The organism is [Clostridium] citroniae WAL-17108, from assembly GCF_000233455.1.
GTDB classification, from domain to species: domain Bacteria; phylum Bacillota; class Clostridia; order Lachnospirales; family Lachnospiraceae; genus Enterocloster; species Enterocloster citroniae.
In genome coordinates this window covers 353,144-367,136 of record NZ_JH376422.1, presented here as the reverse complement: position 1 = coordinate 367,136, position 13,993 = coordinate 353,144, and the positions used below count along the sequence as shown (strand labels likewise).

Annotated in this window: 9 protein-coding genes and 1 pseudogene; 9 read left to right on the top strand and 1 reads right to left on the bottom strand. The window is 51.8% G+C overall.

The features are described from left to right. Positions 1–70: 70 nt before the first annotated feature. On the bottom strand, positions 71–4,390 hold the full coding sequence (locus HMPREF9469_RS14900) for a 2-hydroxyacyl-CoA dehydratase (protein WP_007863288.1): 4,320 nt from the start codon (positions 4,388–4,390) through the stop codon (positions 71–73). Positions 4,391–4,726: 336 nt separating this feature from the next. On the opposite strand from HMPREF9469_RS14900, the gene HMPREF9469_RS14895 reads away from it, so the two are divergent. The 9 genes and pseudogenes from HMPREF9469_RS14895 (at position 4,727) to HMPREF9469_RS14855 (ending at position 13,801) form a co-directional block, all read left to right on the top strand. Further along, positions 4,727–5,668: a magnesium transporter CorA family protein gene (locus HMPREF9469_RS14895; RefSeq protein WP_007863286.1), complete on the top strand. Its 942-nt coding sequence runs from the start codon at positions 4,727–4,729 to the stop codon at positions 5,666–5,668. Between the two features lie 22 nt (positions 5,669–5,690). Next, positions 5,691–6,542 (top strand): rhomboid family intramembrane serine protease, encoded by an 852-nt coding sequence (locus HMPREF9469_RS14890; RefSeq protein ID WP_007863284.1) that lies wholly within the window; start codon positions 5,691–5,693, stop codon positions 6,540–6,542. A gap of 163 nt (positions 6,543–6,705) precedes the next feature. After that, the gene (gene pyk / locus HMPREF9469_RS14885) at positions 6,706–8,142 is read left to right on the top strand and encodes a pyruvate kinase (protein WP_007863283.1); all 1,437 of its coding nucleotides are present in this window, start codon (positions 6,706–6,708) and stop codon (positions 8,140–8,142) included. 116 nt (positions 8,143–8,258) lie between these two features. Next, positions 8,259–9,527, top strand: coding sequence for a diaminopimelate decarboxylase (locus HMPREF9469_RS14880; RefSeq protein WP_007863282.1), 1,269 nt, complete (start codon positions 8,259–8,261; stop codon positions 9,525–9,527). Positions 9,528–9,707: 180 nt separating this feature from the next. Continuing rightward, complete coding sequence (proC, locus tag HMPREF9469_RS14875; RefSeq protein ID WP_007863281.1) at positions 9,708–10,505, top strand: pyrroline-5-carboxylate reductase; 798 nt, start codon at positions 9,708–9,710, stop codon at positions 10,503–10,505. Positions 10,506–10,553: 48 nt separating this feature from the next. Further along, positions 10,554–11,144: an NUDIX hydrolase gene (locus tag HMPREF9469_RS14870; RefSeq protein WP_007863280.1), complete on the top strand. Its 591-nt coding sequence runs from the start codon at positions 10,554–10,556 to the stop codon at positions 11,142–11,144. Between the two features lie 85 nt (positions 11,145–11,229). Next, the gene (locus tag HMPREF9469_RS14865) at positions 11,230–11,772 is read left to right on the top strand and encodes a hypothetical protein (protein ID WP_007863279.1); all 543 of its coding nucleotides are present in this window, start codon (positions 11,230–11,232) and stop codon (positions 11,770–11,772) included. Position 11,773: 1 nt separating this feature from the next. Continuing rightward, positions 11,774–12,346: pseudogene (locus HMPREF9469_RS14860) on the top strand (EamA family transporter); the annotation flags it as partial. Positions 12,347–12,403: 57 nt separating this feature from the next. Then, the gene (locus tag HMPREF9469_RS14855; RefSeq protein ID WP_007863274.1) at positions 12,404–13,801 is read left to right on the top strand and encodes a lipase family alpha/beta hydrolase; all 1,398 of its coding nucleotides are present in this window, start codon (positions 12,404–12,406) and stop codon (positions 13,799–13,801) included. The last annotated feature ends 192 nt before the right edge of the window (positions 13,802–13,993 follow it).

Here is a 13,993-nt window from a genome sequence, read left to right as displayed (position 1 = left end):
CTGTTATGTATTATATTCTGTCAGTTCTGCCGTCTGTGATCAAGCAGTCCGTTCTTGATACCTCCGCCCCTTACGCTGTCTGCAGCGTCTTTGCCTTGGGGGCGTGCCGCTTTTTCACAGGCTGGGGTTCAGCCGGTTTTTCCTGCTTTAGGTTTTTCTGGGCAGTGGAAAGCATGAGTTTGATACGGTTGAGCTGGTTCACCTCGCTGGCGCCCGGGTCATAGTCCACGGCAATGATATTGGACTGAGGGTAGTGCCGGCGCAGCTCCTTGATTACGCCTTTGCCCACAATATGGTTGGGCAGACAGCCAAAGGGCTGGGTGCAGATGATATTGTTCACACCGCTGTGGATCAGCTCCAGCATCTCTCCTGTGAGGAACCATCCCTCGCCGGTCTGGTTGCCCAGGGACACAAAGCCCTTGGCCATCTCAGCCAGTTCATTGATGGCGGACGGGGGCGTAAAATGCATGCTGGCTTTCAGCTCTTTCTTAGCTGTCCTGCGGAAATACTCCAGCAGGGAGATACCGGCATTGCACAGCCTTGCGGTAGATTTCTTGGTGCCCAGGTGCTCAGCCTTAAAGTTGCTGTTATAAAAACTGTATAATAGGAAATCCATCAGGTCGGGCATCACTGCCTCAGCCCCCTCGGACTCCAGAAGCTCCACAATGTGGTTGTTGGCAAGAGGGGAGAACTTTACAAGGATCTCACCCACAATACCCACCTTGGGTTTTCTCACATCACGTCTTGGCAGATTGTCAAAATCCCGGACAATTCCCCGGATGTTACGGCCGAATTCCATCATGGCGGCGTTCCGTTTGGACAGGGACTGGATACAGCGGGCCTTCCACTTTTCGTGAAGGGCGTTGGCGCTGCCCGGTTCCGCCTCATAGGGCCGTGTGGCGTAAAGCACACGCATGAAGATATCGCCGTACACAATGGCCTGCATGGCCTTTGTGAGCAGAGGGACTGTAAATGTAAAGCCGGGGTTGGTCTCCATGCCGTTGGCATTCACGGAGACAACGGGGATCTGAGGCATACCGGCCTTTTCCAGGGCGCGGCGGATGAATCCCACATAGTTGGATGCGCGGCAGCCGCCGCCTGTCTGGCTCATGAGCACGGCGGTGTGGTCCAGGTCGTATTTCCCCGACAGCAGGGCGTCCATGATCTGTCCGATGACGATCAGGGACGGATAGCAGGCATCGTTGTTCACATACTGGAGTCCCACATCCACCGCGCTGCGGTTATGGTTTTGCAGTACCTCGATCTTATAGCCAAAGGAGCGGATAGCCGGTTCCAGAAGGTCAAAATGGATGGGCGACATCTGGGGGCAGAGAAGGGTATATGTCTTCTTCATCTCCTTGGTAAAATACACACGGTTGTAAGCGCTGGACACCACCTTGCGCTCATAGTGCTTCTGGTCGCGGACCTTTAAGGCGGCGATCAGGGAGCGGATCCGGATCCTGGCAGCGCCCAGGTTGTTCACCTCATCGATCTTCAGCACGGTGTAGATCTTGCCGGAGCGTGTCAGTATCTCGGCAACCTGGTCCGTGGTCACTGCGTCCAGTCCGCATCCAAAGGAGTTGAGCTGTATGAGATCCAGGTTTTCCTGGGTCTTTACAAAGCTGGCCGCCGCATAGAGGCGCGTGTGGTACATCCACTGGTCCGTCACCACCAGGGGCCGTTCCACCTGACCCAGATGGGAGATGGAGTCCTCTGTGAGTACCGCGAACCCATAGGACGTGATCAGTTCCGGGATCCCGTGGTGGATCTCAGGATCCACGTGGTAAGGCCGGCCGGCCAGCACCACTGCCCGCTTTCCTGTCTCCTTCAGCCATGCAAGGGTTTCCTCACCCTTTTTCTCCATGTCCAGGCGGGATGCAAGAAGTTCCTGCCAGGCCGCGTGGGCAGCCATCCTGATCTCAGCAGCGGGGATCTCCCCCCGTTTTGTGAATTCCTTTACCAGGGCATCGGTGAGCACCTGCTCATTGGTAAATGCCATAAAGGGATTGACAAAGGAAACATGCTCCTCCTCCAGTGCCTCCACATTGTTTTTGATATTCTCAGCATAGGAGGTGACCATGGGGCAGTTGTAGTGGTTGCCTGCATCCGGGCTTTCATTGCGCTCATATGGAATGCATGGATAAAATATAAACTTGATCCCCTGTTTGATCAGCCAGGATATGTGGCCGTGCACCAGCTTGGCGGGATAACACTCGGACTCGCTGGGAATGGATTCAATCCCCAGCTCATAGAGCTGTCTGGTGGACTGGGGGGAAAGCACCACATGGTAGCGCAGCTTCTGGAAAAATACGGCCCAGAAGGGGAAATTCTCATACATGTTGAGGACACGCGGGATCCCCACCGTGCCGCGGTCCGCCTGGTCTAAGGGCAGGGGATCGTAATCAAACATGCGGTGGTATTTATAATCGAAGAGATTGGGAATCTCTTTTTTGGCCTTCTCAAGCCCCAGCCCGCGTTCACACCGGTTCCCGGAAATGAAACGGCGGCCGCTGCCAAACTGGTTAATGGTCAGTACACAATGGTTGTTGCAGCCCTTGCACCTGGTCATGGAGGTGGTATATTTCAGGGAAATGATCTTATCCAGAGGGAGCATGGAAGTGGCTTCCTCACCGTTCATGTGGAAGCGCTCCTTTGCGATCAGGGCAGCGCCGAATGCGCCCATTATGCCCGCAATGTCAGGGCGGACCGCCTCACACCCGGATATTTTCTCAAAGCTTCTGAGCACCGCGTCATTATAAAAGGTGCCGCCCTGGACCACCACATGGTTTCCCAGGTCAGAGGCATTGGTGATCTTTATAACCTTAAACAGGGCGTTCTTGATAACGGAGTAAGCCAGGCCGGCGGAGATATCCGCCACCGTGGCCCCTTCCTTCTGGGCCTGTTTTACGTTGGAGTTCATGAACACGGTGCAGCGCGTGCCCAGGTCCGTGGGGTTCTTTGCAAACAAGGCTTCCTTTGCAAAATCCTCCACACTGTAGTTCAGGCTCTTTGCAAAGGTCTCAATAAAGGAGCCGCAGCCGGAGGAGCACGCCTCGTTCAGCTGTACACTGTCCACTGTGCCGTCCTTAATCTTGATACACTTCATGTCCTGACCGCCGATATCCAGGATACAGTCCACATCCGGCTCAAAGAACGCGGCGGCATAGTAGTGGGAGATGGTCTCCACCTCCCCCTCATCCAGCATCAGGGCTGCCTTTAACAGGGCCTCCCCATATCCTGTGGAGCAGGAGTAGGCAATATGGGCCGTATCAGGGAGCAGGCCACGTATCTCGCTCAGGGCGTGGATCGCGGTTGCCAGGGGGCTTCCGTTATTATTATCGTAGAAACGGTACAAAAGGGTTCCGTCCTCGGCCACCACAGCCACCTTGGTGGTGGTGGAGCCTGCGTCAATGCCCAGATAACAGTTCCCTTCATAGGATGCCAGGTCGCCGGACTTTACATGGTTGCAGGCATGGCGGCCGGAGAATTCTTCATAGTCGGCCTGATCCTTAAACAGGGGCTCCATGCGCTTTACCTCAATATCCATCTGGATGCCTGAGGACAGGCGTTGGATGATGGTATCAAGGGCCACAGGGACCTGATCTTCCTGGGGGTTCATGGCAGCTCCCACTGCCGCAAACAGATGGGAGTGGTCCGGTGCGATGATCTGCTCCGGGGTCAGGCGCAGGGTGCGGATAAAACTTTCCCTCAGCTGGGGAAGGAAGTGGAGAGGGCCTCCTAAAAAGGCTACGTTCCCCCTGATGGGTTTGCCGCAGGCCAGACCGCTGATGGTCTGGTTTACCACTGCCTGGAAAATGGAAGCCGCCAGGTCCTCCCTGGTGGCCCCCTCATTGATCAGGGGCTGTATATCGGATTTGGCAAATACGCCGCACCGGGCCGCAATTGGATAGATGGCCTTGTAGTGCTTGGCGTATTGATCCAGGCCCGCGGCGTCTGTCTGGAGCAGGGATGCCATCTGGTCAATAAAAGAACCGGTGCCTCCTGCACAGATTCCGTTCATCCGCTGGTCGATCCCATTGGTAAAATATATAATTTTTGCATCTTCCCCGCCAAGCTCAATGGCTACGTCCGTGTGAGGCGCGTAGTCCTGAAGGGCGGAGGCCACAGCCACCACTTCCTGGACAAAGGGAACATCCAGATGGGATGACAGCGTAAGGCCGCCGGAGCCGGTAATGACGGGGACAACGTCCGTGGGGCCGGTTACCCTGCATGCTTTTTTCAGAAGTTCTGCCAGAGTTTCCTGTATATTGGCATAATGGCGCTCATAATCGGAGAATACTATATGGTAGTTCTGATTCAGTAATGCTATTTTAACGGTTGTGGAACCAATGTCGATTCCAAGTGTAAGGGTAGTTGTATGTAAGCTCATATACGTGGGGTTTTACCCTAACCTCCTTTGTGACTTACAGCCCAGAGGACCGTGAAGTTGTTTTGCGTTCATCATATTACAGTTTTATGGAAAAAACTGTGATTTATGCAACAATCCGCAGACGAGGCTGCGAATACTCACCATAGAGTTTAGCATAAATTAGGAAGGAATACAATTGGGGACAGGCGTTAAAAAATCGTGAAGAAATGGCAAAAATTGTGCATGATTCTAGTAAAATTATTTTGTTTATAAAAAATGGCAGGCTATTTTATTTGACAAACCGCGGGGCAGTCACTATAATGAGAACGTATAATTTCAAAATGGGGGAGAGTTCGCATGATACGGATTTTTAAGACCGAAGACGGTGCTATGCACGAAAAAGAAGAGATGCAGCCTGGCTGCTGGATTGCGTTAACAAACCCTACAGCCTCTGAGATCATTGACATTGCGGATGCATATCAGATTGACCCGGACCACTTAAAGGCGCCTCTGGATGAGGAGGAACGCTCGCGTATTGAGGTGGAGGATGATTACACCCTGGTTCTGGTGGATATCCCGTCCATTGAGGAGCGCAGCGGCAAGGACTGGTTTGTGACCATTCCTTTGGCTATTATTACCACCAACGAGGTGCTGATTACTGTCTGCCTGGAGGAGACACCGGTGCTCACGTCATTTATGGACGGAAGGGTGAGGGATTTCCACACCTTTATGAAGACCAGGTTTATCCTGCAGATCCTTTATAAAAACGCTACCCAATACCTGCAGTACCTCCGGATCATAGACAAAAAGAGTGAGGTCATAGAGCGCAAGCTCCACCAGTCCCAGAAGAACGAGGAGCTGATCGAGCTTTTGGAGCTGGAGAAGTCCCTGGTATATTTTACCACCTCCCTGCGTTCCAATGAGGTGGTGCTGGAAAAACTTCTCAGAACTGAGAAGATCAAGAAGTATCCTGAGGACACGGATCTGCTGGAAGACGTTATCGTGGAAAACAAACAGGCCATTGAGATGGCCAATATCTATAGCGGTATCCTCAGCGGAACCATGGATGCGTTTGCCTCTGTTATTTCCAACAACCTGAATATTGTGATGAAGTTTCTGGCAACCGTGACCATTGTCATGTCCATCCCCACCATGGTGGCCAGCTTCTACGGTATGAATGTCAATTCCAGAGGCATGCCCTTTGCGACCCATCCATACGGATTCGTCATTGTCCTGGGATTTGCCCTGGCTCTGTCACTGCTGGTAGCTTATATTTTTAATAAGAAGGATTTGTTCTGATATCATAAAGAAGGAGTCGTTAATGAAATTTCTAAAGAAGCTTGAACAGAAATTAAGCAGGTATGCCATTGGAGGCATCATCAACTATGTGTGCGCGCTCCAGGCGCTGGGTATTGTGCTGTACCTGATTGCACCGCAGTTTCTGTTTAATTACCTGACGCTGAACCCTGCGGCCATTATGCAGGGACAAATATGGAGAATTTTTACATTTCTTGTGTTCCCACCTGCATTTACCGGGGGCAGTACCATGGGATTTATCCTGTTTAATGCCCTGGCCCTTTACTGTATCCGTACCTTCGGCATGATCGTAGAGCAGGTGTGGGGAAAGTTCCGTTTTAACTGCTATATCATACTGGGCGTGCTGCTGAACGTGATCGCCTCCCTGGTGGTGTACCTGCTTTCTGGTTTCCCGCTGATGCTCACACCCATCCACCTGGTATACTCCTTCTTCTTTGTGTTTGCCCTTATGTTCCCGGAGTCCCAGATCCTTCTGATGATGGTCCTGCCCCTGAAGGCCAAATGGATCGCCGTGGCAGAGGCCGTGATCTATGTGTACGATTTTTACAAGGGCGGCATTTTCACAAAGGTGGAGATCTTTGTATGTATCCTGCACATGTTCATCTTCTTTGGATGGATGGTGGTGGCAGGTGAAACAAGCTATAAGCAGAAGAAACGCCAGAAAGAGTTCCAGAAAAAGATCAAGCCCATGACAGCTGCCAAGACAGGTCATAAGTGCGCGGTATGCGGACGCACGGACAAGGACAGCCCGGGCATGGAGTTCCGCTATTGTTCAAAATGTGAAGGCAGCTATGAGTACTGCATGGATCATTTATATACACATCAGCACGTGAAAAAATCGGATCCCCCCAGCTAACGGACCACAGGCACCCACTGTGGACCTCCGTTATACCCCACTATCTATTCCGGTATTTTCACCATCTTTCAAATAGGATGCATTAAATATCACGAACCAAATATCACGAACAAGGTATCACGAACCAAATATCACACTGTACGAAGTTTATGGAGGACTGACAATGAAGAAAACCAAGATTATCTGTACCATGGGCCCCAATACCAGCGACAAGAACATAATGATGGAACTTGCAAAAAACGGCATGGATGTGGCGCGTTTTAACTTTTCCCACGGGGATTATGAGGAGCATCAGGGACGCCTGGAGCTGTTAAAGGATGTGCGCAAGGAGCTGGATATTCCGGTTGCAGCGCTTTTGGATACAAAAGGACCGGAGATCCGCACCGGCCAGCTGAAGGACGGAAAAAAGGTAACGCTGAAGGAGGGCCAGACCTATACCCTGACCACCCGTGAAGTGACGGGAGATGATACCATCGGTTACATCAATTACAGCGGGCTTAATTCCGATGTGGCTCCCGGCAACAAGATCCTGATTGACGATGGCCTGATCGAGATGGACGTGGTGGAGGTTAAGGACACCGACATCATCTGTACGGTTGTCAATGGCGGAGAGCTGGGAGAGAAGAAGGGCGTGAATGTGCCCAATGTAAAGATCAAGCTTCCGGCCCTGACAGACAAGGATAAGGAGGATATCCGCTTTGGGATCAAGCATGGCTTTGACTTTATTGCGGCTTCCTTTGTCCGTACCGCGGATTGTATCCGGGAGATTAAGGAAATGCTGGAGGAACAGGGTTCCAGCATGAAGGTCATTGCGAAGATTGAGAACGCGGAGGGGATCGAGAACCTGGACGCCATTATTGAGGCGGCTGACGGTATCATGGTGGCCCGAGGCGATATGGGCGTGGAGATCCCGGCTGAGAAGGTACCCCATATCCAGAAGAAGATCATCCGCAAGTGCAATGAGGCATGTAAGATCGTTATCACCGCCACCCAGATGCTGGATTCCATGATCCGCAATCCAAGGCCTACCAGGGCTGAGGTGACGGATGTGGCCAATGCGGTATATGACGGCACCGATGCGGTAATGCTCTCCGGAGAGACAGCCATGGGCAGGTATCCCATCGAGGCGCTGAAGATGATGGTTTCCATCACCCAGGAGACAGAGTCCCATCTGGACTATGCGGGATACCGCCAGAGAAAGGTCACAGAGCAGAACATGAAGAATGTTTCCAATGCCGTGTGCTTTGCCTCTGTGTCTACTGCCCATGACCTGGAAGCGGATGTGATCATTGCTCCCAGCATTACAGGATTTACCACTCAGATGCTTTCCAAATGGAGACCCGGGGCAAGGATCATCGGCATGTCTCCAAGCATGGCAACCGTGCGCCAGATGCAGCTGCAGTGGGGCGTTGTCCCGGTATGGTCACGCCGGGCGGAGTCAACGGACGAACTGATCGAGAGCTCCGTGGAAGAGCTTAAAAACAGAGGTTTTGTGACGGTTGGGGAACTGGCGGTCATCACCGCAGGTGTGGTGACATACGCAAGAAGGCATGAGGCAGCCACACAGACCAATATCATGAGAGTTATTAATATCGAGTAATCAAATAATACTGGACAAAGGAGTCTGACTGGGGGTACAATAATGCGCAAGGATTATTGTGCTTCCTGACAGACTTTTTGCGTTTTACTGTTCTTTATGAGAAAGGAGTTAGAGTAGTGGATAAGAGACCATTTGCAACACTTGAACAGCTGAGAGAGATTGAAAAAACATACCCAACCCCCTTCTATCTTTATGATGAAAAGGGAATCAGGGAGAACGCGGCTAAATTAAAACAGGCATTTTCATGGAACAAGGGATATAAGGAGTACTTTGCCGTAAAGGCAACCCCCAATCCATTTTTACTGAATATTTTAAAGGACATGGGATGCGGCACGGACTGCTCGTCCATGACCGAACTTATGATGTCAAAGGCCTGCGGGTTTACAGGCCATGATATCATGTTTTCATCCAATGATACGCCTCCTGAGGAGTTTGCCTATGCTCAGAAGATGGGAGCCATCATAAACCTGGACGATATCACCCATATTGAATGCCTGGAGCAGACCTTGGGATATATACCGGAAACCATCAGCTGCCGCTACAATCCGGGCGGGGTCTTTAAGGTAAGCAATGACATTATGGACAATCCCGGGGATTCCAAGTACGGAATGACCAGGGATCAGATGTTCCAGGCATTTAAGACCCTTAAGGCAAAGGGGGCAAAGCATTTCGGCATCCATGCCTTTTTGGCCAGCAATACGGTGACCAATGAGTATTACCCCATGCTGGCAAAGATCCTCTTTGAACTGGCAGTGGATCTGAAAGAGGAGACAGGGGCGCATGTATCATTTATAAACCTTTCCGGAGGCATCGGCATTCCTTACCGTCCGGACCAGGAGCCCAACGACATCCTGGCCATTGGTGACGGGGTGAGGAAGGTCTATGAGGAGGTGCTGGTACAGGCAGGCATGGATGATGTGGCAGTGTGCACGGAACTGGGACGCTTTATGATGGGTCCGTACGGTGCTCTGGTCACCAAGGCCATACACGAAAAGCATACCCACAAGGAGTACGTGGGCGTGGACGCCTGCGCGGTCAATCTTATGCGGCCTGCCATGTATGGTGCATATCACCATATTACGGTCATGGGCAAAGAGGAAGCTCCCTGTGACCACGTGTATGATGTGGTGGGATCCCTGTGTGAGAACAATGACAAGTTTGCCATTGACCGCAGCCTTCCGGAGATTGAGAAGGGCGACCTGCTGTTTATCCATGACGCGGGCGCCCATGGATTTGCCATGGGGTATAATTACAACGGCAAATTAAAGTCGGCCGAGCTGCTGCTAAAAGAGGACGGTTCCGTGGAAATGATCCGCCGTGCGGAAACTCCCGAAGATTACTTTGCTACCTTTGATTTTTGTGATATACTGAAATGTGTTGATTGACGGATAAATACTTAATGTCCCTGGCGGGCCGCAAACATGCGGCCTGCCGGGGCTTTTTGGCAGTTTCGTACAGGTATCTATCATTTTTCGTTAATCGGCATCAGAGGGTGCTGGTACGGGAAAAATAGTGTACTCTCGGAGTCTCCTAGAGTACACAATAAGGAAAAGGAGAAAAGGATTATGGCTAAGATCGGCTTTATTGGAATGGGAAATATGGGAAGCGCCGTTTTAAACGGGCTTCTCAAGGTATATCAGCCCGGGGATATGATTTTTACAGCCGCACACAGGGAAAAGATGGAGAAGGTTACGGCTGAGACAAAGGTAAAGCATGCCTCATCCAACCGGGAGTGTGCCGGGCAGGTAAAATACCTGATCCTGGCCGTGAAACCCCAGTATTTTGACATTGTATTTGAGGAGATCAGGGATGTGGTGGGACCGGAGCAGGTGATCATTTCTCTGGCTCCCGGGATTTCCATAGAAAATATCAGGACCAGGCTGGGAGGCGGCGTGAGGGTGGTCCGGGCCATGCCCAACACTCCCGCCATGCTGGGCGAGGGGATGACAGGGGTGGCATATGAGGCAGCCGCCTATGATGAGGAGGAGAAGCGGGAGATCGGGCTTATCTTTTCTTCCTGCGGCCGCATGGAGCTGGTGGAGGAACGGCTGATGGACGCGGTGGGCTGTGTCAGCGGAAGTTCCCCTGCGTTTGTGTATATGTTTATCGAAGCCCTGGCCGACAGCGGAGTAAAGTACGGGCTTCCCAGAAAGACCGCCTATGCCATGGCTGCACAGACCGTGATGGGAAGCGCAAAGATGGTGCTGGAAACAGGAAAGCATCCAGGCCAGTTAAAGGATGAGGTGTGTTCACCGGGAGGCACCACCATTGCTGGGGTTTCCGCCCTGGAGGAACATGGGTTCAGAAGTTCTGTGATCAAGGCGGCGGATGCCTGCTATGACAAGACCCAGAGGATGAAATAGGATTTAAAACAGTATGGACAAATAAGAATCAGGAAAGGGTTAAGAAAGATGGAACGCAAAGTTGAAAATGAGGGAATGCCGGTGGTGCGCCTGGGCAGGGAACTGAAATATGAGGGCAATATCCTGAAAATGTATGAGGATACGGTCCTTGCCAATGGCCATGAGGCAAAGTGGGATTTCATCCACCATGACGGCGCTGCCGCAGTGCTGCCTGTTGCAGATGACGGAAAGATACTGATGGTGCGCCAGTACAGGAATGCGCTGAACCGCTTTACCCTGGAGATACCAGCGGGAAAGCTGGATGCCCCGGATGAGCCAAAGGTGGAGTGCGCCTTCAGGGAGCTGGAGGAGGAGACAGGATTTAGGGTGGAGTCCAAAGAAAAGCTGGAGTATCTTATGAGCCTTACCACCACGGTGGCATTCTGCGATGAGGCCATTGATATTTTTGTGGCCCACAACCTGATCCCATCCCATCAGCACCTGGACGAGGATGAGGTGATCAATGTGGTTCCCTGTGAACTGGCGGAGCTGGAGGAAATGATCTATACAGGAAAGATTACGGACGGGAAAACCATAGCCGCTGTCATGGCCTATGCCAGAAAGTACCGCTCCGTGGATAAGAAGGACGACATGGTGTAAGAGGACATGGCATATTGTCCCATTTACCCGCATACATTAATTTGAACATGAAAGAAAACACACTCCGGAAGGGAGGATGTATGCTGTGGGGATGAGACGGTTGAGACTGAGTCTTGCAACACTTACATACCAGGACTGGCTTCTGTTCTGCTTTGTCCTGGGGATTTTTGGCGGGACGGCGGCAGCTCTGGCATTTGGCGGGCCGGTGGTTCAGGGAAGCATCCTTGGGGCGGCCGGAGCGGCTGGTATAGGGGGAGAATACGGCTTAAAGGAGTTTCTGGGAGTGTGGAAGCAGAGGGCCTTTGAGACAGGGGCAGGGTGGCTGGCAGGGCTTACGGTGTGCAGCCAGATGCTGTTTGGCTTTCTCACCTTTTACGCGGGCATGTCCCTGGCCGTTGTGATGTCCGTGCTCACCATGCAAAAGGGAATTTTGGGAATTGCAGCCTTCCTTTTTGCCGTGCTTCCCCATGGACTGGTCTACCTTATGATCTGGTATGTGCTTTCCGGATGGTCCGGACAGTTTCAGAAAAAACTGCATATCCTGCCTGGAATGCTTTTGGTCGCCATGGCCGGTGCGGGGGCATTTCTGGAAGTGTACATATCGCCTTTACTGACAGGACTATTATAAAATGCTTTTATTTGCTTTTGGATCAACTTTATTTGCCGGCCTTACGGCGGTTTTATCAAAAATCGGGGTCAGGGACACGGATTCGGATGTGGCTACGGCGATCCGGACCGGGGTTGTATTATTATTTTCATGGATCATGGTGTTTCTTACAGGATCCATTGAAACCATAGGTTTGATCAGTGCCAGGACATGTTTGTTCCTGGTGCTTTCCGGCCTTGCCACAGGGGCGTCCTGGCTGCTCTATTTTCAGGCCCTGTACCTGGGGGATGTGAATAAGGTGGCACCCATTGATAAGTCCAGTACCATCATCACCATGATCCTGGCAGCTGTGATCTTAGGTGAGGGACTGGGGGCCATGAAGCTTTTCTGCATGGTGTTAATGGGTACGGGAACCATGCTTATGATCCGGCGGACTCCCGGGGTTACTGAGGGACGGGGAGGAAAGGGCTGGATGGCGGCAGCCCTCATGTCAGCTGTATTTGCAAGCCTGACAGCTATATTAGGAAAAATCGGGATCCAGCGGCTGTTCCTGGGAGAAAAGCTGACTGTGAAGTCCGCTGCAGGCCTGGCGCTGATGATTGCGGGGACCTTGCTTTTACTGGTTTAAAGGAGGAACTGAGAGGAAATACATATGAAGGGTGGAAAATTTGGACATGCATATCTGAAACGTCTGTTTCTTGCGTTTTATATTCCCTTTGCCGTGAATATTCCCCTGTCTGCCTATGCATGGTATAAGGGAGTGTGGCCGGGCACAGAGGAAATGGGCGGCCTGCCCAGAAACGCGGCGCTGATCGTTATCCTGGGAATTTCCTGGGTGATCTGGATGGCCTATCAGATACTGCCCAGGAAAAAGGACGTCTTTGCATCCTGGCGCATTACGGTCATGGAGGGGGGCAGAAGCCTGTGCTATGCTGCTCTCTACGGTTTCTGCGCCCAGTCTGTGATCTTTTTAAAATTGTACCCTGGGCTTATGGACAGACTGGGGGACAGCCGGGTCCTGTGGATTAACGGCATTTACGCGGCCGTGATGCTATTTATCCTTCTCTGGAACGGTATACTGCGCATGTTCCTCACCTCCAAACGCCTGAGGCTCAGGACCAGAATCCTTATGCTGCTGGCCATGTGGATACCGGCGGTAAACCTGCTGGTGCTGCTCCACGCCATGAGGCTGGTTCATGAGGAATATGATTTTGAGTGCTATAAGGAGTCGGTCCGCCGGGTGAGGGCGGAATCGGATCTGTGCAGCACAAAATACCCCCTTCTTCTGGTCCATGGAGTTGGATTCAGGGATCTCAGGTATTTCAATTACTGGGGAAGGATCCCAAGGGAACTTGCAAGGTATGGGGCATCGGTGTACTACGGCAACCAGGAGGCGTTTGCCACAGTGGCCTGGAATGCAGGGGATATCCGAAAAAAGATAGAGCAGATCGTGGAGGAGACAGGCTGCGGCAAGGTCAATATCATTGCTCATTCAAAGGGCGGGCTGGATTCCCGGTTCGCCATCTCAAAGCTGGGGGCAGCGCCTATGGTGGCGTCCCTGACCACCATCAATACGCCTCACAGGGGATGCCGCTTTGTGGATTATGCATGCAGGCTTCCGGAGGGCCTGTACAGGACCATAGCCAGGGGTTTTGATTACTGGTTCGGCCGGTTCGGGGACTCCCATCCCGATTTCTACACGGCTACCCACCAGTTTAGCACGGAGTCCAGCCGTGTGTTTAATGAGGATGTACCGGATATGCCCGGTATCTATTATCAGAGCTATACTTCGCTGATGAAGGATTTCCTCAGCGACCCGCTTTTGTGGTTCCCCTATCTGCTCATCCAGGCAGTGGACGGGGCCAATGACGGCCTGGTGACCCCGGAGTCGGCCATGTGGGGGGATTTCAGGGGGATTGTCACCAACCAAAAGCACAGGGGCATTTCCCATGGCGATATGATTGATCTGAAGCGTGAGGATTACAGGGGATTTGATGTGGTGGAGTTCTATGTGAAATTGGTGGAAGAGCTGAAAAACAGGGGATTTTAGGCCCCTGGACCACTTGTTGAGGAAAAAAGTTTTTTGGGGATTTTACAACATGTTGTCACGCCAAAATGCCCCCTTCCAACATGTAGTATGTTTTATGTTAAGTAACGTAAAATGAGGGCTTAAGTGGGAAAAATGTGTTTGATTTTATAGGAAAATGTGGCTATAATGATAGTCAGCAAACGGTTTTTAAGA